This is a genomic window from Streptomyces sp. NPDC028722 (assembly GCF_040637655.1).
Taxonomy (GTDB): Bacteria; Actinomycetota; Actinomycetes; order Streptomycetales; family Streptomycetaceae; genus Streptomyces.
Genome location: NZ_JBEZWU010000017.1, coordinates 54,507 through 78,617 on the forward strand (window position 1 = coordinate 54,507; position 24,111 = coordinate 78,617).

Below are 24,111 nucleotides of genomic sequence, written 5' to 3' on the forward strand. Positions count from 1 at the left end.
CGGCGCCGGGCCGTGCGGAGCGGGTCGGCCGCTGAGCCACTGGGGCCCGTCCGGGCAGCCCCGGGCGGCGAGCACCACATCGCCCGTCGGCGCGCCGCCCAGCCGGCCCCGGGCCCCTGTTGGCCCAACCGGTCCGCGTGACCCCGTCAACCTGCCGCCCCCGCCGGCCCGCGATCCCCTGGTGGCTCGACCGGTCCGCGTGCAGCGGATCGGCTCTGCACCAGCCGCCCCGGAACCCCGTTGGCTCAACCGGTCTGCCTGCCCCAGCGGCTCTCTGCCCAGCTGGCCCGGAATCCTCCTGGTTGGCTCAGCCGGCCTCTTCGCTCGGTCGGGTCTGTTCCGGCTGCTCCTCCGGCGCTCCCCGCAGGAGGACCGTGAGCAGGCGTACCGCGCCCCTCTTGTGCAGGGGGTCGTTGCCGTTGCCGCACTTGGGGGACTGGATGCAGGACGGGCAGCCGGCCTCGCACTCGCAGGAGGCGATGGCCTCGCGGGTGGCGGCGAGCCAGGCGCGTGCGGTGTGGAAGGCGCGCTCGGCGAAGCCCGCGCCACCGGGGTGGCCGTCGTAGACGAAGACCGTCGGGAGCAGCGTGTCGGGGTGCAGGGGGACCGAGACGCCGCCGATGTCCCAGCGGTCGCAGGTCGCGAAGAGGGGCAGCATGCCGATCGAGGCGTGTTCGGCGGCGTGCAGGGAGCCGCCGAGGATCTCCGGGATGATCCGGGCCTCGTCGAGCTGGTCCTCGGTGACCGTCCACCACACCGCGCGGGTGCGCAGCGTACGAGGAGGGAGGTCGAGTTTGGTCTCACCGAGCACTTCACCGGTGATGAGGCGTCTGCGGAGGTAGGAAACCACCTGGTTGGTGACCTCGACGGAGCCGTAGCACAGGCGGCCGGTGCCCCACGGCACCTCGGTGTCCGTCTCCAGGATGGAGATCGACGTGGTGTCGCGGGCGACCGTCGAGTACGGCGGGTCGGCCTGCTCGACGAGGGCGACGGAGTCCTCCAGGTCGAGGGAGCGGACCAGATAGGTGCGGCCCTGATGCAGGTGGACGGCGCCCGCGTGGACCGTGGAGTGCGCGGCGTTCGCGTCGACCGTCCCCAGCAGGCGGCCCGTACCGGCCTCGACGATCTGCACCGGACGGCCGCCGGTGCCGCGGATGTCGGTCAGGTCGGCGGCCCGCTCCCGGCGGGTCCAGTGCCAGGCGCTGGTCCGCCGGCGGAGCAGCTTCGCGGCCTCCAGCTGCGGGAGCACATCCGCGCAGGCGGGGCCGAAGAGCTCCAGGTCGTCCTCGGTCAACGGCAGTTCCGCGGCGGCGGCGCACAGGTGCGGGGCGAGGACGTAGGGGTTGTCGGGGTCGAGGACGGTGGATTCCACGGGTTGGTGGAACAGGGCCTCGGGATGGTGGACGAGGAACGTGTCCAGCGGGTCGTCGCGGGCGACGAGGATCGCGAGGGCGCCCTGACCGGAGCGGCCCGCGCGGCCCGCCTGCTGCCACAGGGACGCCCGTGTCCCCGGATAGCCGGCGATCACGACCGCGTCCAGGCCGGAGACGTCCACGCCCAGCTCCAGGGCCGTCGTGGCGGCGAGGCCGAGGAGTTCGCCGGAGTGCAGGGCGCGCTCCAGGGCACGGCGCTCCTCGGGCAGGTAACCGCCGCGGTAGGCCGCGACACGCCGGACCAGGGAGCGGTCGACGTCGGCCAGTTTCTCCTGGGCGATCACCGAGATCAGCTCGGCGCCGCGCCGGGACCGTACGAAGGCCACCGAGCGCACGCCCTGCACCGTGAGGTCGCTCAGCAGGTCGGCGGTCTCCGCGGTGGCGGTACGCCGTACGGGTGCACCCTTCTCGCCGTGCAGGTCGGTGAGCGGGGGCTCCCAGAGGGCGAAGACCAGCTCGCCGCGAGGGGAGGCGTCGTCGGCGACCTCCACCACCGGCAGGCCGGTCAGCCGGCGGGCGGCGACAGCGGGTTCGGCGGAGGTCGCCGAGGCCAGCAGGAACACGGGGGAGGAGCCGTAGCGGGCGCACAGGCGGCGCAGGCGGCGCAGCACCTGGGCGACGTGCGAGCCGAAGACGCCCCGGTAGGTGTGGCACTCGTCGATGACGACGTACCTGAGCGACTTCAGGAAGGAGGACCAGCGCGGGTGGGACGGGAGTATGCCGCGGTGCAGCATGTCCGGGTTGGTGAGGACGTAGTTGCCGTACTGGCGGATCCACTCGCGTTCCTCGAACGGTGTGTCGCCGTCGTACACGGCTGGGCGTACGGCCGTGCCGAGAGGTTGTGAAAGTTCCTTCACCGCCCGGCACTGGTCGGCCGCGAGGGCCTTGGTGGGGGCCAGGTACAGCGCGGTGGCGCCGCGGCCGTTCGTGGCTTCGGCGCCGTCCAGAAGGCTGGACAGGACCGGGACGAGGTAGGCGAGGGACTTGCCGGAGGCGGTGCCGGTGGCGACGACCACCGACTCACCGTCCAGGGCGTGCTCGGCGGCCAGTGCCTGGTGCGCCCAGGGGTGCTCGATGCCGCACGCCTGGACGGCCGCGATCACCTCGGACCGAATCCGGTCAGGCCAGACGGCATGGCGGCCCGCACGCGGGGGCAAGTGCTCCGTATGAGTGATGCGCGCAGACCGGTTCGGCCCGGAGGCGAGCCGGTCCAGGACCGTGCCCGGAGACAGGCCGGAAGCCGGAGTCGCCGGGGACTGATCGGATCGGTGATTCTTGGCCATCGGCACCGAGTGTGTCACTGGAGTGACGGACAATGGAGCCAAGGCGTCGTGCACGCCTGCCGGTAAGTGATTGAATGCCATCGCGGCTGGCGAAACGCCCCGGGGGCCGCAAGCCGAGATGCCCGAGGGGCGAGCGCTCGATAGCAAGGTGCTGGAGGATCCGTGGACCTGTCCCTGTCGACCCGTACCGTCGGCGATCGTACGGTCGTCGAGGTCGGTGGCGAAATCGACGTATATACCGCGCCCAAGCTGCGCGAGCAGTTGGTCGAGCTGGTGAACGACGGGAATTTCCACCTCGTCGTCGACATGGAGGGCGTGGACTTCCTCGACTCCACCGGGCTCGGCGTGCTGGTCGGCGGCCTGAAGCGGGTAAGGGCCCATGAGGGCTCGCTGCGCCTGGTCTGCAACCAGGAGCGCATTCTGAAGATCTTCCGTATCACCGGCCTCACCAAGGTGTTCCCGATTCACACCTCGGTCGATGAAGCGGTGTCGGCCACCGACTGAAGTCGGGCCGGCCGTCGGCGCCGGACCCCTGCCGGGGTCTGCCGTCGGCCGGTCCCGTCCGAGCCGTGACCTGTCCGCGGCCGGCCGGTGAGCGGTCCGGTTCTCCGGGCCGTGACCCGTCCCGGTCGTCGGTCCTGTCCCGCCCCGGATCACGGGTTGCGATCCGTCCCGGTCGGCGGGCTGCGACCCGTCCCGGGTCGCGGGCTGTGACCCGTCCGGGTCAGCGTCGTGGTTCCGGTTTCCGGCCCGGGGCCGTGACCCGTCGGCCCAGGGTCATGACCGTCGGGCTCCGGGCTGTGTCGCGTCCTGTGACACGTCCGGCTCCGGGTCATGAGCCGTCCGGTTTCCGGGCCGGTGAAACGGTCCGGCGCACAGAAGTACACCAGGGGGTGCGGGCCCCGGGCGGTCCCGCCCCCCACCGCACGCCCGTCGTCGCGAGGGGGATGTATGGCCACCGTCGAACTCCGCTTCAGCGCGCTGCCCGAGCACGTCCGGACCGCCCGGCTGGTGGCGGCAGCGGTGGCGCGCAGGGCCGGAGTGGACGAGGCCGTCCTGGACGAGGTCCGGCTCGCCGTAGGCGAGGCGTGCTCCCGCGCCGTCGGGCTGCATCAGAACAGTGGCGTCACGGCACCGGTGAAGGTGGCCCTGATCGAGGACGAGAAACAGTTCTCCATCGAGGTCGGCGACGAAGCCCCGCACGCCGTGCCAGGCGGCGACACGCCCGGCGACACGCCGGACGGCGACGCGGATGTCGAGGAGGACGAGATGGGCCTCGCGGTCATCAGCGGCCTCGTCGACGACGTGGAGGTCTCCACCGGGCACAACGGCGGCCTGATCCGGATGACCTGGCCGACCACGCCGCCGGCCACCGTGCTCCTCTGAGCCGACGCCGACCACGCCGCCGGCCACCGTGCTCCTCCGAGCTGGCGCACACTCCTCAGAAGGGCCCTGCTGAGCAGGGCCCTTGTCGTTTTTCCGGCACCGCCCGGAATGCGTGAAGAAATTCACGATCAATGGCCGGATGATTTGATCAAGCGCTCGTCGAGCTGTCAATGCGTTCAAGCCATTACCTCTTTCGGACCACCACGACGTGCCATCGGTCGTGGGCTCGATCATTGTTGAGGGTGCAAGAGGCTGATTCCGTTTACCGTCCCCTGTCTAGTTCACTCGGGGGTACCTACAATCCGTCCACATCTTGAGCTCAGCCCAAGCGTCAAGGAGGACGAATGGCGGGGCTTTCCACCTCACATCAGTTGGGTCACCCGACATCCCTCGCGGCTGCGGTCCTGACCGACGACAACCGGATCCTCGTGGCCGTCATCGCGGCGGTCGCCCTGGCCGCGCTGGCGGTCGCAGGGATCCTGGTGCGCCAGGTGCTGGCGGCGGGCGAGGGCACCGACAGCATGAAACGGATCGCCGAGGCGGTCCAGGAAGGTGCCAAGGCGTATCTTGCCCGGCAGTTGCGCACGCTCGGCGTATTCGCCGTCGTCGTCTTCTTCCTGCTCATGCTGCTGCCCGCGGACGACTGGAATCAGCGGGCCGGACGCTCGGTGTTCTTCCTGATCGGAGCGGTTTTCTCGGCGACCACGGGCTATATCGGCATGTGGCTCGCCGTACGCAGCAATGTGCGGGTCGCCGCGGCGGCCCGGGAAGCCACCCCGGCGGAAGGGGAACCGGAAAAGGATCTCACCACCGTCTCGCACACCGCGATGAAGATCGCATTTCGCACGGGCGGCGTCGTCGGCATGTTCACGGTGGGCCTCGGCCTGCTGGGCGCCTCCTGTGTGGTGCTGGTGTACGCGGCCGACGCGCCGAAGGTGCTGGAGGGCTTCGGCCTCGGCGCCGCCCTGATCGCGATGTTCATGCGTGTGGGCGGCGGCATCTTCACCAAGGCCGCCGACGTCGGCGCCGACCTGGTCGGCAAGGTCGAGCAGGGCATTCCGGAGGACGATCCGCGCAATGCCGCGACCATCGCCGACAACGTGGGCGACAACGTCGGCGACTGCGCGGGCATGGCGGCCGACCTGTTCGAGTCGTACGCCGTCACCCTGGTGGCCGCGCTGATCCTCGGCAAGGCCGCCTTCGGCGACTCCGGCCTGGCCTTCCCGCTGCTCGTGCCGGCCATCGGGGTGCTCACGGCGATGGTCGGCATCTTCGCGGTCGCCCCGCGGCGCGCCGACCGCAGCGGCATGACGGCGATCAACCGGGGCTTCTTCATCTCCGCGGTGATCTCGCTCGTGCTGGTCGCGGTCGCCGTCTTCGTCTACCTGCCGGGGAGATACGCCGACCTGGACGGCGTCACCGACGCGGCGATCAGGGGCAAGAGCGGCGATCCACGGATCCTCGCGCTGATCGCCGTGGCCATCGGCATCCTGCTCGCCGCCGTCATCCAGCAGCTGACCGGCTACTTCACCGAAACCAACCGCCGCCCGGTGCGGGACATCGGCAAGACTTCCCTCACCGGGCCGGCCACCGTCATCCTGTCCGGTATCTCGCTGGGCCTGGAATCGGCCGTCTACACCGCGCTGCTCATCGGCCTCAGTGTGTACGGTGCGTTCCTGCTCGGCGGTACGTCGATCATGCTGGCGCTGTTCGCGGTGGCGCTGGCCGGCACCGGACTGCTCACCACGGTCGGCGTGATCGTCGCCATGGACACGTTCGGGCCGGTCTCCGACAACGCGCAGGGCATCGCCGAGATGTCCGGTGACGTCCAGGGCGCGGGCGCGCAGGTGCTCACCAACCTGGACGCGGTCGGCAACACCACCAAGGCCATCACCAAGGGCATCGCCATCGCCACCGCCGTCCTCGCCGCGTCGGCGCTGTTCGGGTCGTACCGTGACGCGATCACCACCAACGTGCGGGACGTCGGCGCGACGCTCAGCGGTCCGGGCTCGCCGCTGACCCTGTCGATGGACATCTCCCAGCCCAACAACCTCGTCGGCCTCATCGCGGGCGCCGCGGTCGTCTTCCTCTTCTCCGGACTGGCCATCAACGCGGTGTCGCGGTCGGCGGGTTCGGTGGTGTTCGAGGTACGGCGGCAGTTCCGCGAGCACCCCGGGATCATGGACTACACCGAGAAACCCGAGTACGGACGGGTCGTCGACATCTGTACCAAGGACGCGCTGCGGGAGCTGGCCACACCCGGTCTGCTCGCCGTCATGGCGCCGATCTTCATCGGGTTCACGCTCGGTGTCGGGGCGCTCGGCTCCTACCTCGCCGGCGCGATCGGCGCGGGCACGCTGATGGCGGTGTTCCTCGCCAACTCCGGCGGCGCCTGGGACAACGCCAAGAAACTGGTGGAGGACGGCCACCACGGCGGCAAGGGCAGCGACGCCCACGCGGCCACGGTGATCGGCGACACGGTCGGCGACCCCTTCAAGGACACCGCCGGACCGGCGATCAACCCCCTGCTGAAGGTCATGAACCTGGTGTCGCTGCTCATCGCACCGGCGGTGATCAGGTTCTCCTACGGTGACGACAGGAACCTGGGCGTGCGGATCGGGGTCGCGGTCCTCGCGCTGCTGGTGATCGTCGTCGCGGTGTACATCTCCAAGCGCCGCGGGATCGCCGTCGGCGACGAGGAGGACACCGGGCGGGCCACCAACTCACCGGACGCGGCGGTGGTTTCGTAGCCCTGCGGGCAAGCCCCGGTCAACGGGCGGGCGGGCGGCGCGTACTGACGCGCCGCCCGCCCGCTTTCCTGTGCGCCCGCGTACGCGTTGCCGGCCGCCTCCTCCGGTGCGCCCGCGTACGCCGTGAGCCTTCTCTCCCCTGGTGCGAATAGTCACAAAAGCCTACGTAGGGTCCGTCCGGTTGAGGGGGGTCCGCCGTCCGCCGTGTAGATTCCGGGGGCCGAGAGCCATGGAAGGGACCGATCCGGTGAACAAGAAGCTCGCGGCCGCACTGTCCGGCGGTGCGGTACTGGTAGCGGCGCTGTCGGGTTGCAGCAGCAGCGGCGGCGGTGACAAGGGGCCCGATCCGAAGCTGGTCGCCTGGGCCAAGAAGGTGTGCGACGCGGTACCCCCGCAGGACGCGAAGATCAGGTCGGCCAACGCGTCGATCGCGTCCATCGCCACGGACAGCAACCTCCCGCCGAAGAGCGCCCAGAAAACCTACGCACAGGCCTTCCAGGACCTGGCCGACGGCTACAAGGCCCTCGCCGACGCCCTCGGTCACGCGGGAGCGCCCCCCGGGATCGACGACGGCGTTAAGCGGCAGCAGGACGCCGCCAGGAACCTGGCCGGCCTCTCCTCGTCGTACGTCGACCTGAAGAAGAAGGTCGACGGGCTCGACACCAAGGACCAGGGCAAGTTCGCCAAGGGCCTCAAGGACGTCGCCGCCGCCCAGGCGGAAGACGTCGGCAAGCAGAGCAACAGCGGCACTCAGGCGCTGAAGCGGCTGGAACAGGGCGACGTCAAGGCGGCGATGGCCCAGCAGCCCAGCTGCAAGGCCCCGGCGGCGTCCGGGACGGCCAAGGCGACGCCGAAGGGGACGGCCGGCTGACGCCGGCGGCCGGCCCGCGCGCAGACGGCCCGGACAGCCGCCCCGGGCCACAATGGGGACGTGACTGACTCCGGACTCGCTCCCCTGCCCGCTTCCGACCGGCCCGACATCGCCGCGCGCCTGCGGGACGCCCTGCTGGCCGCATCCTTCACCGCCGACGGGCTGCTCGACCTGCTCGGCGCCCCCGCTTACGCGGCGCTGGCCCGCAGCGAGACCGTGCCCGCGCTCAGGGCGACCCGCGGCGACACGCCGCTGGAGACGCTCGTACGGCTGTTCCTGCTCCAGCAACCGGTGCCCCACGCGCGCGTGGCGGCGATCCTGCCGGCCGCAGAGGCGCTGGAAGCCGGGTGGCTCACCCGCGTGGGCGGCGACGAGGTGGCCGCCACGGTGGACGTACGGCCGTACGGCGGCCCCGGTGGCGAGGACTGGTTCATCGTCTCCGACCTGGGGTGCGCGGTCGGCGGCGCCGGCGGCATCGGGCAGCGCGACGAGGGGGTCGTCCTGGGCGTCGGCGGCGCCTCCACGACCCTCGCCGGCATCACCGTCCGCACGCCCGTCGCCTCCGCCCTGGACCTTGGCACGGGCTCCGGTATCCAGGCGCTGCACGCCGCCCAGCACGCCACGCGCGTGACGGCGACCGACCTCAACCCGCGTGCGCTGCACACCACGGCGCTCACGCTGGCGCTCTCCGGGGCGCCCGCCGCCGACCTGCGCGAGGGTTCGCTGTTCGCGCCGGTCCGGGACGACGAGAAGTTCGACCTGATCGTGTCCAACCCGCCGTTCGTGATCTCCCCCGGCGCCCGGCTGACGTACCGGGACGGCGGCATGGGCGGGGACGATCTGTGCCGCTCGCTCGTTCAGCAGGCGGGGGAACGCCTGACCGAGGGCGGGTTCGCGCAGTTCCTCGCGAACTGGCAGCACGTGGCGGGGGAGGACTGGCAGGACAGGCTCAGGTCGTGGGTGCCGCGTGGGTGCGACGCCTGGATCGTGCAGCGCGAGGTGCAGGACATCACGCAGTACGCCGAGCTGTGGCTGCGCGACGCCGGTGACCATCGCGCGGACCCGGTGGAGTACCAGGCGCGGTACGACGCCTGGCTCGACGAGTTCGAGGCGCGCAAGGTCAGGGCGGTCGGCTTCGGCTGGATCACCCTGCGCGGCACCGGGGCCGCCGAGCCCTCGGTCACCGTGGAGGAGTGGCCGCACCCGGTCGAGCAACCCCTCGGCGAGGCGATCCGGGCGCACTTCGAGCGCCTCGACTATCTCCGGGCGCACGATGACGCGGCGCTGCTGGACAGCCGCTTCCGGCTCGCCGCGGAGGTGGTCCAGGAGCAGGTCGGGCTGCCCGGTGCCGAGGACCCGGAGCACGTGGTGCTGCGCCAGCACCGCGGGATGCGCCGGGCGACCAAGGTGGACACGGTCGGTGCCGGGTTCGCGGGCGTGTGCGACGGCACCCTGAGCGCCGGCCGCATCCTGGACGCCATCGCGCAGCTCGTCGGGGAGGACCCGGTGGTGCTCCGCGACCGGACACCGGCGCAGATCCGGCTGCTGGTGGAGCAGGGCTTCCTGGAGCCGGTGCGCTGAGCGGGCGCACGCGGGGAGCCCGGGCGGCGCGCTCTCAGCGCACCGTGAGGCTTTGAGCGCCGTGAGCGGGGGCGCGTGACGCGGGACGAAGGGGCCCCGGCGAGCTGGTGCCGTACGGCCGGTGTCCGCGCTGTCGTAGGCGCCGCCGGCGCGACTTCAGGTCGGCGCGTCCATCGTCGTATGCCCGTGGCACAGGCCCGGCGGAGGTGCCGCGGGGAGGGAAACCGGCCCGTGACGGGAAAAAGGTCGGAAAAATAGGGTGCCGGATTTCGGGACGACGTGTCCGAACACACATTCGGTGGCTCGCCGGTCGTCCGTTCACCCCCGCGACGCCTGTCCGTCGCCCGCGCGTGCCACCCTCCCGGCGCCGGGCACGGCCGGGTGGCGCACAGGAGGTGGGCGGGACATGGAGAGCGGGCCGGCGATCTTCGCCGGAGTGGTGTTCGCCCTGTTCGGAGCGGGTCTGCTGGCCTGGACCGGGGCCCGTCTGCGGCGCCGCGAGCCGGTGGCCGACGGTGTGAGCCGAGTCGCATCGGCCACCGTGGCGAGCGTGGCCGGGACGGTGGCTCTGGCCCTCGGTGTGTACTGCCTGGCCCGTCTCTGACACCGGGCGGCACCATGTCCGCCGGGTAAGGGGAGCATCACGCTCCGGACAGGGGGGCGGGATTTGCCAGGCAGTCCGGGCGGCAGGAATGGCGGTAGTCGGGTTACCGTTCGAGTGGCCGTTGTGGGCTTTTCCCGTTTGACACGGGGGCGGGATGTAGCGTCACACTCCGCAGCGTCACATGACCAGCAGTACGCCGTGCCCCCGGGACCAAGGCCTGGGGAGGCCCCAGCGTCGACCGGAGAGAAGAGCGAAGTTGTCCCCGACCAGCGAGACCGCACAGGGCGGCCGCCGACTCGTCATCGTCGAGTCGCCTGCCAAGGCGAAGACGATCAAGGGCTACCTCGGCCCCGGCTACGTCGTCGAAGCGAGCGTCGGGCACATCCGCGACCTCCCCAACGGCGCCGCCGAGGTGCCCGACAAGTACACCGGTGAGGTCCGCCGCCTCGGTGTGGACGTCGACCATGACTTCCAGCCGATCTATGTCGTCAACGCCGACAAGAAGGCGCAGGTCAAGAAGCTCAAGGACCTGCTGAAGGACTCCGACGAGCTGTTCCTCGCCACCGATGAGGACCGGGAGGGCGAGGCGATCGCCTGGCACCTCCAGGAGGTCCTCAAGCCGAAGATCCCCGTCAAGCGGATGGTCTTCCACGAGATCACCAAGGACGCGATCCGCGAGGCCGTCGCCAACCCGCGCCAGCTCAACCAGAAGCTGGTCGACGCCCAGGAGACCCGCCGCATCCTCGACCGCCTCTACGGCTACGAGGTCTCGCCGGTCCTGTGGAAGAAGGTCATGCCGCGGCTGTCGGCCGGCCGCGTCCAGTCCGTCGCGACCCGCCTCGTGGTCGAGCGGGAACGCGAGCGCATCGCGTTCCGTTCCGCCGAGTACTGGGATCTGACGGGCACCTTCGGGACCGGCCGCGCGGGCGATCCGTCGGACCCGTCCTCGCTGGTCGCGCGCCTCCAGACCGTCGACGGCAGGCGGGTCGCGCAGGGCCGCGACTTCGACTCCCTGGGACAGATCAAGAGCGCGAACACCCTCCACCTCGACGAGGCGAACGCCCGCGCCCTCGCCGCCGCCCTGGAGAACACCCGCTTCTCCGTGCGGTCCGTCGAGTCCAAGCCGTACCGCCGCTCGCCGTACGCCCCGTTCCGTACGACGACGCTCCAGCAGGAGGCGAGCCGCAAGCTCGGCTTCGGTGCGAAGGCGACGATGCAGATCGCGCAGAAGCTGTACGAGAACGGCTACATCACGTACATGCGTACGGACTCCACGACGCTGAGCGAAACGGCCATCACCGCCGCCCGCGCGCAGGTCACGCAGCTGTACGGCGCGAACTACCTCCCCCCGCAGCCGCGCACCTACGCCGCGAAGGTGAAGAACGCGCAGGAGGCGCACGAGGCCATCCGTCCGTCGGGTGACCGTTTCCGCACCCCTGCGGAGACCGGCCTCACCGGCGACCAGTTCCGGCTGTACGAACTGATCTGGAAGCGGACCGTCGCCTCCCAGATGAAGGACGCGACCGGCAACAGCGTGACCGTCAAGATCGGCGGCGCCGCCGCCGACGGCCGGGACGTCGAGTTCAGCGCCTCCGGCAAGACGATCACCTTCCACGGCTTCCTGAAGGCCTACGTCGAGGGCGCCGACGACCCGAACGCCGAGCTGGACGACCGCGAGAGCCGGCTGCCCCAGGTCACCGAGGGCGACGCGCTGTCCGCCGAGGAGATCACGGTCGACGGGCACGCCACCAAGGCCCCGGCCCGTTACACCGAGGCCTCCCTGGTCAAGGAGCTGGAAGAGCGCGAGATCGGCCGGCCGTCGACGTACGCGTCGATCATCGGCACGATCCTCGACCGCGGCTACGTGTTCAAGAAGGGCACGGCCCTCGTGCCGTCCTTCCTCTCCTTCGCCGTGGTCAACCTGCTGGAGAAGCACTTCGGCCGGCTCGTCGACTACGACTTCACCGCCAGGATGGAGGACGACCTCGACCGCATCGCCCGCGGCGAGGCCCAGGCCGTGCCGTGGCTGAAGCGCTTCTACTTCGGCGAGGGCAACGTCACGGCTGCCGCCGCGGACGCGGGCAACGGCGACGGCGACCACCTCGGCGGCCTCAAGGAACTGGTGACCGACCTGGGCGCGATCGACGCGCGCGAGGTGTCGTCGTTCCCGGTGGGCAACGACATCATGCTCCGCGTCGGCCGCTACGGCCCGTACATCGAGCGCGGCGAGAAGGACACCGAACAGCACCAGCGCGCCGACATCCCGGACGACCTGGCGCCGGACGAGCTGACCGTCGAGCTGGCCGAGGAACTGCTGGCCAAGCCCAGCGGCGACTTCGAGCTGGGCACCGATCCGGCCACCGGCCACACGATCGTCGCCAAGGACGGCCGCTACGGCCCGTACGTCACGGAGGTCCTCCCCGAGGGCACCCCGAAGACCGGCAAGAACGCGGTCAAGCCGCGCACGGCGTCCCTCTTCAAGTCCATGGCGCTCGACACGGTGACGCTCGAGGACGCGCTGCGGCTGATGTCGCTGCCACGGATCGTCGGCACCGACGCCGACGGCGTGGAGATCACCGCGCAGAACGGACGCTACGGCCCGTACCTGAAGAAGGGCACGGACTCGCGTTCGCTCCAGGCCGAGGACCAGCTCTTCACCATCACGCTGGAAGAGGCGCAGGCGATCTACGCCCAGCCCAAGCAGCGCGGCCGGGCCGCGGCCAAGCCGCCGCTGAAGGAGCTGGGCGAGGACCCGGTCTCCGGTAAGCCGGTCGTGGTCAAGGACGGCCGGTTCGGCCCGTACGTCACCGACGGCGAGACCAACGCGACCCTCCGCTCCGACGACAGCGTCGAGGCCATCACCCCTGAGCGTGGTTTCGAGCTGCTCGCCGAGAAGCGCGCGAAGGCGCCCGCCAAGAAGACCGTGAAGAAGGCGACGGCGAAGAAGACCGCCCCGGCGAAGAAGACCGCGGCCAAGAAGACGGCCGCGAAGAAGACGACGGCGGCCGCGAAGAAGACGACCGCCAAGAAGGCCACCGCCTCCAGGGCGGCGGCTTCCGGCACGGACGACTGACACCCGGACCGGATCGGAAACCTCCACTCCGGCTTCGTGCACGCACGCCCCGGCATCACTTTGATGTCGGGGCGTGCGCATGCCAGGACAGCGAGGTGTGGTGTCGGTGGCTGCGGATAGGCTGAACGCATGACGCGAGCCGAGCAGCCAACGGCCCACCCCACAGCACCGGACGACGCCCTGGTCGCGGACTCCCGCGAACGCGCCGTCCGCTCCCTGCTGCGCCGACCGCAGCTGAGGCGCCTGTGGAGCGCACAGCTGGTGAGCGGGGTCGGCGACACCCTCGCCCTTCTCGTACTGGTCGTCCTGGTCCTCCAGGCGGCGATCACCGAGGGCGCCTTCGGCGGCGGCTACCGGGGAGTGGCCTTCGCGGTCGCGATGGTCTTCGCGGCGCGCATCCTCGCTACGCTCCTCTTCGGTGCCGTCCTCCTCGGCCCGCTGACCGCGCTCACCGCCCAGGAGGGCCCCCTCGACCGGCGCTGGACCATGGTCGGCGCCGACGGCGTCCGCGCCGCGCTGCTGATCGTCGCCCCCCTGTGGATCGACTGGGCCCCGGACGACGCGCTCGCCGTCCTGCTCGTCACCGCCTTCGTCGCCGGCGTGGCCGAGCGCTTGTGGACGGTGTGCCGCGAGAGCGCCGCCCCCGCCCTGCTGCCGGCCCCGCCGCCGGAGGGCGCCACCGTACGGCCGCTCCCGGACCACCTGGACGCCCTGCGCCGCCTGGCGCTGCGGACGACCTTCCTGGCGGTCCCGCTGGCCGCCGCCGCACTGATCGTCGCCGGCCTGCTGAACAACCTGCTGGGCACCGGTGTGGCCTGGTTCGACCAGCACCAGGCGGCCCTCGGGTCGTATGTGGCGGCAGGCATGTTCGCCGCCTCCCTGTCCGTGCTGACCGCTCTGGAACTGCCCGGTATCCGCACCCCGCGCGCGCGGTCCCCGCTGGAGGGCCTGCGCCGCCCGCGCACCGGCACCGGCGTCGACAAGGGCCGTACGGGCGCGGCGCCCCTGCTCGTCCCGGCCTGTGCCGCGGTCGCCGGCGCGATCGCGGCGGCCGTCGCGGTGTGCGTGCTGCACGCCAAGGACCTGGGCGGCGGCCCGGTGCTCTACGGCCTGCTGGTGCTGGGCCTGACCGGCGGGGTCGGCGTCGGCATCCGTACCGCCCCCGCGGTGCTGCCCTCGCTCTCCCGCCGGCGCCTGCTGGCCCTCGCCATCGCCGTCACCGGCATCGCCCTGCTGGCCGCCGGTCTGGTCCCCGACGTCACGACGGTGCTGCTGCTCGTCACGCTGGCCGGCGCCGGCGCGGGCGTGGCCGCCAACACCGGGCACACCCTGCTCGACCAGGAGACCGAGGAGTACCGCCGGGCGCGCACCACCGAGCACCTGCACGCCGTGGTCCGGGTCTTCGTAGCGCTCGGCGCCCTGATCGCACCCCTGGTCGCGGCGCTGATCGGCCCGCACCGGCTGGAGAACGGCAAGTTCGTCTTCGCGCACGGCGGGGCCGCCTTCACCCTGATGCTGGTCGGCGCGCTGCTGCTGCCGGTGGCCGCGCTGGTGCTCGCCAAGGTCGACGACCGGTCCGGCGTACCGCTGCGCCAGGACCTCAAGGACGCGCTGCTGGGCGGTGACGACCCCGTCACGGCGCCGGCGGTCACCGGCTTCTTCATCGCCCTGGAGGGCGGTGACGGCGCCGGCAAGTCCACTCAGGCCGAGTCCCTCGCCGAGTGGATCCGCGCCAAGGGCCACGAGGTCGTGCTCACCCGTGAGCCCGGCGCCACCCCGGTCGGCAAGCGGTTGCGCTCGATCCTGCTGGACGTATCCTCGGCGGGCCTCTCGCACCGCGCGGAGGCACTGCTGTACGCCGCCGACCGCGCGGAGCACGTCGACACGGTCGTACGCCCCGCGCTGGAACGCGGCGCGGTGGTCATCTCCGACCGCTACATCGACTCCTCCGTCGCCTACCAGGGCGCCGGACGCGACCTCTCCCCGACCGAGATCGCCCGCATCAACCGCTGGGCCACCGCCGGGCTCGTCCCGCACCTCACCGTCCTGCTGGACGTCTCCCCGGAGACCGCCCGCGAGCGGTTCACCGAGGCGCCGGACCGGCTGGAGTCGGAGCCGGCGGAGTTCCACGCGCGCGTACGGTCCGGTTTCCTGACGCTGGCCGCCTCCGACCCCGGCCGCTACCTGGTCGTGGACGCCGGGCAGGAACCCGAGGCCGTCACCACGGTGATCCGGCACCGGCTGGACACCGTGCTGCCGCTCTCCGAGGCCGAGATCAAGGCCCGCGAGGAAGCGCGCAGGAAGGCCGAGGAGGAGGCCCGCCGCAAGGCCGAGGAAGAGGCCGCGCGCAAGGCGGAGGAGGAGCGTCTGGAGCGCGAGCGCCAGGAACAGCTCGCCAGGCTGCGCGCCGAGGAGGAGGAGCGCAAGCGGCGCGAGCTGGAGGAGGCGCAGCGGCGCGAGGCCGAACGGCAGGCGGAGGAGGCCCGGCAGCGGGCCGAGGAAGCCGCCCGGCGTGCGGAGGAGGAGCGGCAGCGGCTCCTCGCCGAGGAGAAGGCGCGGGCCGAGGCCGAGGCCCGCCGCAGGGCCGAGGAGGAACGGCGCCGCAAGCAGGCCGAGGAGGAGGCCCGGCGGCGCGCCGAGGAAGAGGCCCGCCAGGCCCGGTTGCGCGCGGAGGAAGAGGCCCGCCGTCTGGAGGCGCAGCGCAAGGCGGAGGAGGCGTTGCTGCGGGCCGAGGAAGCCCGCCGGCAGGCCGCCGAGGCCGCGGCGGCGGCCGACGCGGCGGCCCGCAGGCCCAGCGCACCGCTGCCGGGCACCCCGGCGGCACCGGCCGCGCCCGGCGTGGCGGACGAGGCGGTCACAGCCCCCGCGCCGGTGGTCTCACCGGACGCGGACGGCCGGCGTAGGGATGGGCGGGACACGGACGACACCACGGTGCTGCGGCCGGTGCGCGCGGAACGCGGCGGCCTCGCCGGGGGCGCGCGGCGCCCCCACGCCGACGCCGAGGTGACCGCCGAGCTGCCGCAGCCCCCGGTGACGCCGGGCGCGGCGGACGAGACGGCCGTGCTGCCGCCGGTGTCCGTGGAGGACACGGCCAAGCTGCCGCCGGTGTCCGTGGAGGACACGGCCAAGCTGCCGCCGGTGACGGATCCCGGTGCCGCCGACGAGACCGCCGTACTGCCGCCCGTACGGGAGGACACCCCGGCGGGCCGCGTGCCGCCCGGCTTCTTCCGGGACGAGCGCCCGGGCGGCCGGCGCCCGGGCGTGGGCCCCGACGGTTCCGAGGCACACACGCGCGAGATGCCCCAGATCGACGCCGACGGCACACCGCGCCGCCGCCCGCGCTCCGACTGGGCCGAGGAAACTCCGCTGGACGACCTGCCGACCCTGGCGGACGAGCTGCTGGGTTCCTACGACGAACAGCCGCACGGCGACCAGGGCGGCACCGGCGAGGACCGGAACCGCGGGGGCCGCGGCCGGGGCCGCCGCGGCTGAGGGCGCACGACTGCCGGGTGCGGGGCGGGGATCCCCCGCCCGGCACCGGTTGGGGCGGGGACGGTGCGTGCTCGGCGCCGGACGACGGCCGGATCGGTTGCTGCCCGGCTACTGCCGAGGGCGGAATCGGCTGCTGCCCGGCACCGGCTGAGGGCGGCCATCGGTTCCTGCCCGGCCGGCACCGGTCGAAGGCGGGGATCGTTGCCGACCGCGAAGCCGAAAAGCACCGGAAGGGCAGGACGCCGGCGAGTCGAGGGAGCGGAGCGCGAGCTTTTCCCGTCCTAGTCCGTGGCGGCCGGCTCCGGCAGGGCTCCCGGGTGCGGACCGGGCGCGCCCGACCGCCGTTTCCCGTACCTGCCCAGCACCGCGAGGGTCAGGGTGGTGATGACCGATCCGGCCGCCATCAGCGTCACCGCCGTGGCCGGGGATGTCAGTTGGGCCAGTGTGCCCGCGAGGGTGGCGCCGACGCCCTGGAAGGCGGCCATGCCGGTGGCGTGCAGGCCGAGAGCCTGGCCCGCGAGGTCGTCCGGGGTGAGCGACATCAGGCGTTCCTGAAGGACCAGGCTCGCGGCGAAGCCGACGGAGGCCACGGTGACGGCCACGGCCGACAGCGCCACTCCCGGCCGCAGGACGAAGAACAGATAGGGAACCGCGAGCAGCAGACGCAGCGGGGTCGCGATACGGCGGCGCACCGAGGGCGGTACCAGGCGGCCCACCGCCATGTCGCCCACGAACATGCCCAGCGCCCCGCACGCGTACAGCGTGCCGGCGGCTCCGGGGGCGTAGGCGACGTAGAGCGAATCGCTGCCGACCACCAGACCGTTGGGGACCCACAGCCCCAGATACGTCAGGCGGCGGGGGCGTGAGGACCACAGGAGGGCGTTGGTGCGCCAGGTCGCCGAGACGGACGGGCGGCCGGCCGAGCGGGGCGGGCGCGCCGTGAGACCCAGGCGGGTGACGAGGGCCGCCAGCAGGTACAGCCCGGCCGCGAGGAGCAGGCAGGTCCGAGGGGACAGCAGCGCGAGCAGTGTGCCGCCCGTCGCGAAACCGGCCGTCTGCGTCAGGCCCCAGAGCATGTTGTACACCGAACGGCCGAGGACGTAACCGTCCTTGGTGAGGATCTCGTTCAGCAGCCCACCGCGCACTCCCCCGCCCAGCGACGCGACCAGGCCCTGGAGGAGCAGGACGGCGAAGACCGCCCGCACGGGCAGGCCGGGCAGCGCCAGCACCGTCGTGCCGGCCGCGAAGGCGAGGGCGATGCCGGACAGGATGCCGCGCGGGGGCAGGCGGTCGGCGCCCGAGAGCAGGAAGGTGGCCCCCGCCAACTGCGCCAGTTGCGGGCCGAACATGCTCACCGCCGACAGGAACGGGGAGCCGGTGGCCCGCAGCACGAGCGTGCCGAGAGCCAGGCCGCCGATCGTCTGCGCCGCGGCGAAAGCGGCGAAGGAGAGCAGGAACGGGGTGTACTCCGGGGTGCGGAACAGGGTCCGGTAGCTGCGCATGCGCCGAAGTCTCGGAGCGACCCGGGGGCCGTGTGCACTGTTTCGCCGACATGTGAAAGGTCGTACGTACGCATGGGCTCATGGCAGGTCGGCACCGACACCCTCGCCCGCAGCCGGTTCGTGCTCTCGCCGTTCGCCGAGACCTTCGCGAGCCTGAGACTGCTGTCCGCGGGGAGCGGCGCCCATCCGGGCGAGGAGGCCTGGCTGCGCGCCCATCTGCCCGGTTACCGCGCGCGCCTCGCGGCCGACCCGGTGACCGCGCGGCTCGTGCCGGCGGCACTCGGCACGTCCTGGATCGCCGACTTCTTCTGCCCCACCTCGTGCGCCGGGGAGAGTTTCGAGGAGACCGTGGCCCGGGTACGGGCGGCCGGGGCCGGGGAGGCGCGGGCCGACCTCCACGTGTCCCTCCGGGGCCGGCTCCCCGCCGTCCTGGAGCGGGACGACCTGCCCGAGCGGGCGGGCGCGCTCCTGACCTACGTCTGGGAGGAGACCGTACGGCCCCGTACTGGGAGCGCCGGCGGCGCGTCCTGGAGGCCGACGTGGTCGCGCGGACCGCGCGGGTGAGCCAGGGCGGCTGGGCGGCCGTGCTGGACTCGCTGCGGCCGGGGATGACGCGGTGGCTGGGGGAGAGCCGGTTCCAGGTCAACCTGAACGCGTATCCGCCGCGGGAGATCGCGGCCGGGGCCGAGCTGCTGTTCATGCCGGTCACGCCGGAGACCGGTTGGGTCTCGTGGGAGGGGCGGGAGCGGTACGCCGTCGTCTACCCGTGTCTCGGGGTGCTCGCCGACGACCACCGTCGGCGGCTTGTCCCGGCCGGACTCGGAGCGCTCATCGGTACCGCGCGCGCCCGGGTGCTGGCGCTGCTCGCAACCCCCATGAGCACGACCCAGCTGGTCGCCGTGACCGGTCAGGGGCTGGGATCGGTGGGCCGGCATCTGCGGATCCTGCTGGACGCGGGGCTGGTGGAGCGGCAGCGGGCCGGCCGGTCGGTGCTGTACGTCCGCACAACGGCGGGGGAGGCGCTCATGGAAGCGTCCGCACCCGGTACCGGCGACCGCGAAGCGGGACGCCGGGGCGACCGCACCGACCACCACCGGCCCCCGTTGTCAGACCTCGCCCGCACAATGGAGTCCGGAACGTGGAGTGTGACGGAAGGGCGGCGTGACCCATGACCGTGTGGGACGACCTCGTCGGGCAGGAGAAGGTGAGCGCGGCGCTGGATGCCGCCGCGCGGGACGCCGATGCCCTGGTCACGGCCGCCGCGGCGGACCAGCCGCCGCCGGAGGCGTCGAAGATGACGCACGCCTGGCTGTTCACGGGGCCGCCCGGCGCGGGCCGCAACCAGGCGGCGCGGGCCTTCGCCGCCGCTCTCCAGTGCGTGAGCCCCGACCGCGCCCTCGGCGGAACCCCCGGCTGCGGTTTCTGCGACGGCTGTCACACCGCGCTGCTCGGCACGCACGCGGATGTGACGACGGTCGCCGCGGTCGGTTCGGAGATCCTGGTCAGGGACATGCGGGACACGGTCCGCAAGTCGTTCACCGCCCCCGCGACCGGCCGCTGGCAGGTCATCCTGGTCGAGGACGCCGAGCGGCTGAACGAGAAGTCGGCCAACGCCGTCCTGAAGGCCGTGGAGGAGCCGGCCCCGCGCACGGTGTGGCTGCTGTGCGCCCCGTCCGTCGAGGACGTCCTGCCCACCATCCGCTCCCGCTGTCGGCACCTGAATCTGCGGACGCCGACGGTCGACGCGGTCGCCGACATGCTGGTACGCCGTGACGGCATCGACCCGGAGGTCGCCGTCGCCGCCGCCCGCGCCACCCAGGGCCATGTCGACCGGGCCCGCCGCCTCGCCACCGACCCGGCGGCCCGCGAGCGCCGCGCGGCCGTCCTGAAGCTGCCGCTGCGCGTCGACGAGGTCGGCGCGTGCCTCAGGGCCGCGCAGGAGCTGGTCGACGCGGCGGCCGAGGACGCCAAGCAGCTCGCCGAGGAGATGGACGGCAAGGAGACCGAGGAGCTGAAGGCGGCGCTGGGCGCGGCCCAGGGCGGCCGGATGCCGCGTGGCACGGCGGGCGTGATGAAGGACCTGGAGGACATGCAGAAGCGCCGCAGGACGCGTACGCAGCGTGACAGCCTCGATGTCGCCCTCGGTGACCTGACCGCCTTCTACCGCGACGTCCTCGCCCTCCAGCTCGGCACCCGTGTGGCGATCGCCAACGCCGACGCCGGGGACGCCCTGGAACGGCTGGCCCGCGCCGGCGCGCCGGAGTCCACCCTGCGCCGTATCGAGGCGATCGCCGCGTGCAGGGAGGCCCTGGACCGCAATGTGTCCCCGCTGCTGGCCGTGGAGGCGATGACCATGGCCCTACGGGCGGGGTGACGGTTCGGCCCGGCCGCCGAGGGAGACACGGTGGAGGGTGTCCCTCGTACGAGCCACAGTTCGCACAGTATGCACCCGGCCGGTCGCGCACGGTTACGCTCGGCTGATGCACACCAGGCCATCCCCTCACCGGATCCGTGGCATCCGTACCCGGACGACGGCCCGTCTCACGGCCACCCTCGTCACGGCCGCCGCCCTGCTCATGACCGCCTGCTCACCGGGGAGTTCCAGTGCGGCGAGAGGGGCGACGGTGGACGCGGCACTGGCCGCGCTGCCGCGTTCGACGCCGTCGGCGCTGACGTCGTTCTACAGCCAGCGGCTGCAATGGCGCGACTGCGGAGCACCGGGCTTCCAGTGCGCCACGATGAAGGCCCCGCTGGACTACGCCGCACCCGGCGCGGGCTCCGTCCGGCTCGCCGTCGCGCGCAAGAAGGCCACCGGGAAGGGCAAGCCGCTCGGGTCGCTGCTGGTCAACCCGGGTGGTCCGGGCGGCTCGGCGGTCGGCTACCTCCAGCAGTACGCGGGCATCGGCTACCCGGCCCGGATCCGGGCCCGTTACGACATGGTCGCGGTGGACCCCCGGGGTGTCGCCCGCAGCGAGCCCGTCCGCTGCCTCGACGGGCAGCGGATGGACGCGTACACGCAGACCGACATCACCCCCGACGACCAGCGGGAGCGCAACGCGCTGGTCGCGGCGGACCGCGAGTTCGCCGAGAGCTGCGGGGCCCACTCGGCGAAGCTGCTGCGGCACGTCTCCACCGTGGAGGCGGCCCGCGACATGGACATCCTGCGGGCGGTGCTCGGCGACCGGAAACTGAACTACGTAGGAGCGTCGTACGGCACGTTCCTGGGGGCGACGTACGCCGGGCTGTTCCCGGCCCGGGTCGGCCGGATGGTGCTCGACGGCGCCATGGACCCGTCCCTGGGCGCCCGCAGGCTGAACCTGGACCAGACGGCGGGCTTCGAGACGGCGTTCCAGGCGTTCGCGAAGGACTGCGTACGGCGTTCCGACTGCCCGCTCGGCGGGAAGGGGACGACACCCGCACAGGCCGGCGACCGCCTGCGGGCGTTCTTCCGCAAGCTGGACGCCCACCCCGTGCCCGCCGGCGACGCGGACGGCCGCAGGCTGGGAGAGGCGCTGGCCACCATCGGGGTGATCGCGTCGATGTACGACGAGGGGTCCTGGGAGCAGCTGCGCGAGGCGCTGACCTCGGCGATGCGGCACAACGACGGCGCGGGCCTGCTCGCCCTCTCCGACAGCTATTACGAGCGGGACGCGAACGGCCACTACAGCAACCTGATGATGGCCAACGCCGCCGTGAACTGCCTCGACCTGCCGCCGGCCTTCACCGGCCCGGAGCAGGCGGAGAAGGCACTGCCCGCGTTCGGGAAGGTGTCCCCGGTGTTCGGCCCGGGCCTGGCCTGGGCGTCGCTGAACTGCGCGTACTGGCCGGTGAAGGCGACGGGCGGGCCGCACCGCATCGAGGCGAAGGGCGCGGCGCCGATCCTGGTGGTCGGCACGGTCCGCGACCCGGCCACCCCGTACCGCTGGGCGCAGTCCCTGGCCCGCCAGCTGTCCTCCGGCCGCCTCCTCACCTACGTCGGCGACGGCCACACCGCCTACGGCCGCGGCAGCGCCTGCATCGACTCGGCGATCAACACCTATCTCCTCCACGGCACCCCGCCGCCCCCCGGCAAACGCTGCACCTAGCCCGCCCCGCCCGCCGCGCTCGCCCCGGAACCACCCGCTCCGGGGCGGGTACGTAGCACCCCGCGGAACTGTGTAGACTTACCGTCGTTGCTGATCGCACCATGGTGCGGACAGCGCGCCGCTTTAGCTCAGATGGCCAGAGCAACGCACTCGTAATGCGTAGGTCTCGGGTTCGAATCCCGAAAGCGGCTCCATCCAAATCCCAGCCCAGACATTGTCTGAGCTGGGATTTTGCGTTCAGCGGACGCGACGGCGGCGCCGGGCCCGCTCCGCTCGCCGGTCGTCGGTCTCAGTTGCGGTCTCAGTCGGGGGTTTCTGGCGCGGCATGAAGGCGTCACCCATGCGCCTCATGGCGTCCTTCGACAGGTGTGATCTGCCTTTCACGTATCGCCGGGTCTGGCTGATCTGGGTGTGCCGCAGGATCTCCATGATCGTGGGCATGTCGACGCCGAGTTCGTTCAGGATCGTCCCGGCGGTGTGCCGGCTGCCGTCGTACAGGCGCCGGTCATCGATGCCCGCTTCCGTGAGCAGCTCCTTGAATTCCTCCCAGTCGGCGCGGGGGTCGATAGGCCGGCCGTCCGGCCGAGTGAAGACGGCGCCGCACTCTTGCCACTCGTCGCCGGCCGCCGCGCGCATCGCGTCCTGCCGTTCCTTGTGCTCGACCAGGTAGGGGACGAACGGGGGCGGGATCGGCACGGGGTTCCGGCTCTTCTTGGTCTTGGGCCGGGTGAAGACGAGGCCACCGCCCTTGCGCTCCGGGCACACGCTCGCGTGCCCTGTGCAGCCCTTCGGGCACGGCTTCGGGCATCCGCGCTTGTAGCCCTTGTGGGCCGCACAGTTCGGCGGGCACGGCTGGAAGCGGTGACGGCGTGCACCGCAGGAGTGAGCGTCTTGGCAGCCGTGGCGCCAGGTGAGCCGCTGGAGTTGCCACTGGGGGTGGAACAACTCGTTCTCCAGGTCGACGTACGGCCACCGCAGACCGAGTGTCTCGCCCTGCCGGAAACCCATGCCAACGCCGACACACCAGCGCATGAAGGTGGTCCGTTTGGCCGCGGCCTCCAGGAACGCTTTGGCTTCCTCGGTGGTGAAAGGGTTCGCCTCGGTCTCGTCCACGGTGGGCGGGTCGACCAGCGTCGCCACGTTCTCAGCGATGATCCGGCGCCGGTGGGCGATCTTCAACGCGCGCGACAGGATGCGGTGCACCTTGAGGACGTGCGACGGCGCGTGGCCCTCGTCCAGCATGGCGCGGTACATCCGCTCCAGGTGCTCCGGGGCCAGCTTGTCGAGCCGGTGCTGACCCACGCCCGGAACGATGTCGTTGCGCGTCTTCGACCAGTAGTCGTCCAGTGACCGCGGCTTGAGCTTGAGACTCGCGATCTCGGTCAGGTAGGTGTCCATCCACTGCGCCACCGTGGGCTTACGGCCGGCCTTGGGCGCGCGGCCCTTCTCGCGCAGCGCTTCCAGCTCGCGGACCTTGCGGCGCACCTCGGCTTCGGTCTTCGCCCGGCGGTGGCGCCGGTCGGGGCTTCCGTCGTTCTTGACGCCCATCGTGACGCGGCCGTGCCACCAGCCGTCGGCGCCGCGGTAGACGGACGATTCCATGTTGGCCTTGCGGGGGCTCATGTACTTCCCTACTCCTCCGAACGCGAGGTGGCCCCGGACGAACGGTCCGGGGCCACCTCGCGCGGTCAGGTCAGGCGGACTGCGGTTCGAGGGCGTTGACGAACTCTTCGAGGTGGCACCGCTTGATGCGGCGCGACCGTCCCCGCTTGATGAACTTCAGCTCTCCGGCGGCCATCAGCTCGTAGACGGTGGAGCGGCCGAAGCTGAGGACTTCGGCGGCTTCCTCCGGTGTGTAGAGCAGACGGTCGAGGTGCGCGACGGCGGTGCTGTTCACGTAGACCTCTCCTCAGCAGTGCATCGGGGCCCCGGGCCCCTTCTGGGGAATCCGCAACATCCGCCACGCCGCAACATTGCTGGTCAGCGGCTTGAATCTGTGGCGGATGCCGGTTGTGTTGCGGATAGGGGCCGCCACGTGGTGCGCGTGGCGG

General features: G+C 72.2%; 14 protein-coding genes, 1 tRNA gene and 1 pseudogene. 12 read left to right on the forward strand and 4 right to left on the reverse strand.

Annotated features, from left to right (window positions below; translation table 11 throughout):
* Positions 1 to 307: 307 nt before the first annotated feature.
* The gene (locus AB0F03_RS24330) at positions 308 to 2,797 is read right to left on the reverse strand and encodes a DEAD/DEAH box helicase (RefSeq protein WP_361995487.1); all 2,490 of its coding nucleotides are present in this window, start codon (positions 2,795 to 2,797) and stop codon (positions 308 to 310) included.
* 81 nt (positions 2,798 to 2,878) lie between these two features.
* Between AB0F03_RS24330 and bldG the strand changes: the two genes are divergently transcribed.
* The 8 genes from bldG (at position 2,879) to tmk (ending at position 16,473) form a co-directional block, all read left to right on the forward strand.
* On the forward strand, positions 2,879 to 3,220 hold the full coding sequence (gene bldG, locus AB0F03_RS24335; RefSeq protein ID WP_121787637.1) for an anti-sigma factor antagonist BldG: 342 nt from the start codon (positions 2,879 to 2,881) through the stop codon (positions 3,218 to 3,220).
* Positions 3,221 to 3,667: 447 nt separating this feature from the next.
* Positions 3,668 to 4,102 (forward strand): ATP-binding protein, encoded by a 435-nt coding sequence (locus AB0F03_RS24340; protein ID WP_361995489.1) that lies wholly within the window; start codon positions 3,668 to 3,670, stop codon positions 4,100 to 4,102.
* A gap of 344 nt (positions 4,103 to 4,446) precedes the next feature.
* Positions 4,447 to 6,852, forward strand: coding sequence for a sodium-translocating pyrophosphatase (locus tag AB0F03_RS24345; protein ID WP_361995491.1), 2,406 nt, complete (start codon positions 4,447 to 4,449; stop codon positions 6,850 to 6,852).
* A 247-nt stretch (positions 6,853 to 7,099) separates the two neighbouring features.
* Entirely contained in the window at positions 7,100 to 7,723 is a 624-nt protein-coding gene (locus AB0F03_RS24350) for a small secreted protein (RefSeq protein WP_361995493.1), read from the forward strand.
* A gap of 60 nt (positions 7,724 to 7,783) precedes the next feature.
* Complete coding sequence (locus AB0F03_RS24355) at positions 7,784 to 9,304, forward strand: class I SAM-dependent methyltransferase (RefSeq protein ID WP_361995494.1); 1,521 nt, start codon at positions 7,784 to 7,786, stop codon at positions 9,302 to 9,304.
* Between the two features lie 406 nt (positions 9,305 to 9,710).
* On the forward strand, positions 9,711 to 9,908 hold the full coding sequence (locus AB0F03_RS24360; RefSeq protein WP_361995496.1) for a hypothetical protein: 198 nt from the start codon (positions 9,711 to 9,713) through the stop codon (positions 9,906 to 9,908).
* A gap of 256 nt (positions 9,909 to 10,164) precedes the next feature.
* Positions 10,165 to 12,981 (forward strand): type I DNA topoisomerase, encoded by a 2,817-nt coding sequence (gene topA / locus AB0F03_RS24365; RefSeq protein WP_361995498.1) that lies wholly within the window; start codon positions 10,165 to 10,167, stop codon positions 12,979 to 12,981.
* A 129-nt stretch (positions 12,982 to 13,110) separates the two neighbouring features.
* A complete protein-coding gene (gene tmk, locus AB0F03_RS24370; RefSeq protein ID WP_361995500.1) occupies positions 13,111 to 16,473 on the forward strand; it encodes a dTMP kinase in 3,363 nt (1,120 codons plus the stop codon).
* A gap of 281 nt (positions 16,474 to 16,754) precedes the next feature.
* Here tmk and AB0F03_RS24375 read toward each other — a convergent pair whose 3' ends face one another.
* Positions 16,755 to 17,975 carry an MFS transporter gene (locus tag AB0F03_RS24375; protein ID WP_361995502.1) on the reverse strand — a complete coding sequence of 407 codons (1,221 nt, stop codon included), beginning with the start codon at positions 17,973 to 17,975 and terminating at the stop codon, positions 16,755 to 16,757.
* A 72-nt stretch (positions 17,976 to 18,047) separates the two neighbouring features.
* Between AB0F03_RS24375 and AB0F03_RS24380 the strand changes: the two are divergent.
* From AB0F03_RS24380 to AB0F03_RS24395, 4 genes and pseudogenes are all read left to right on the forward strand, one after another.
* Positions 18,048 to 19,147 (forward strand): annotated as a pseudogene (locus AB0F03_RS24380) (winged helix-turn-helix domain-containing protein).
* Positions 19,144 to 20,349 carry a DNA polymerase III subunit delta' gene (locus tag AB0F03_RS24385; RefSeq protein ID WP_361995503.1) on the forward strand — a complete coding sequence of 402 codons (1,206 nt, stop codon included), beginning with the start codon at positions 19,144 to 19,146 and terminating at the stop codon, positions 20,347 to 20,349. Before AB0F03_RS24380 ends, AB0F03_RS24385 begins: the two are co-directional and overlap by 4 nt.
* Before the next feature lie 106 nt (positions 20,350 to 20,455).
* Positions 20,456 to 22,060: an alpha/beta hydrolase gene (locus AB0F03_RS24390; protein WP_361995504.1), complete on the forward strand. Its 1,605-nt coding sequence runs from the start codon at positions 20,456 to 20,458 to the stop codon at positions 22,058 to 22,060.
* 117 nt (positions 22,061 to 22,177) lie between these two features.
* A tRNA-Thr gene (locus tag AB0F03_RS24395) sits at positions 22,178 to 22,254 on the forward strand.
* A 43-nt stretch (positions 22,255 to 22,297) separates the two neighbouring features.
* On the opposite strand, the gene AB0F03_RS24400 is transcribed toward AB0F03_RS24395, so the two are convergent.
* Both AB0F03_RS24400 and AB0F03_RS24405 read right to left on the reverse strand, forming a co-directional pair.
* Positions 22,298 to 23,683: a tyrosine-type recombinase/integrase gene (locus AB0F03_RS24400; RefSeq protein WP_361995506.1), complete on the reverse strand. Its 1,386-nt coding sequence runs from the start codon at positions 23,681 to 23,683 to the stop codon at positions 22,298 to 22,300.
* Positions 23,684 to 23,753: 70 nt separating this feature from the next.
* Entirely contained in the window at positions 23,754 to 23,957 is a 204-nt protein-coding gene (locus AB0F03_RS24405; RefSeq protein ID WP_361995508.1) for a helix-turn-helix domain-containing protein, read from the reverse strand.
* Between the last annotated feature and the right edge of the window lie 154 nt (positions 23,958 to 24,111).

What these genes read in the sequence shown, in the direction of transcription:
- AB0F03_RS24330 (WP_361995487.1), bottom strand. Translation starts at nt 2,797, where the DNA reads ATGGCATTCAATCACTTACCGGCAGGCGTGCACGACGCCTTGGCTCCA.
- AB0F03_RS24340 (WP_361995489.1), top strand. Translation starts at nt 3,668, where the DNA reads ATGGCCACCGTCGAACTCCGCTTCAGCGCGCTGCCCGAGCACGTCCGG.
- AB0F03_RS24345 (WP_361995491.1), top strand. Translation starts at nt 4,447, where the DNA reads ATGGCGGGGCTTTCCACCTCACATCAGTTGGGTCACCCGACATCCCTC.
- AB0F03_RS24360 (WP_361995496.1), top strand. Translation starts at nt 9,711, where the DNA reads ATGGAGAGCGGGCCGGCGATCTTCGCCGGAGTGGTGTTCGCCCTGTTC.
- tmk (WP_361995500.1), top strand. Translation starts at nt 13,111, where the DNA reads ATGACGCGAGCCGAGCAGCCAACGGCCCACCCCACAGCACCGGACGAC.
- AB0F03_RS24375 (WP_361995502.1), bottom strand. Translation starts at nt 17,975, where the DNA reads ATGCGCAGCTACCGGACCCTGTTCCGCACCCCGGAGTACACCCCGTTC.
- AB0F03_RS24385 (WP_361995503.1), top strand. Translation starts at nt 19,144, where the DNA reads ATGACCGTGTGGGACGACCTCGTCGGGCAGGAGAAGGTGAGCGCGGCG.
- AB0F03_RS24390 (WP_361995504.1), top strand. Translation starts at nt 20,456, where the DNA reads ATGCACACCAGGCCATCCCCTCACCGGATCCGTGGCATCCGTACCCGG.
- AB0F03_RS24400 (WP_361995506.1), bottom strand. Translation starts at nt 23,683, where the DNA reads ATGAGCCCCCGCAAGGCCAACATGGAATCGTCCGTCTACCGCGGCGCC.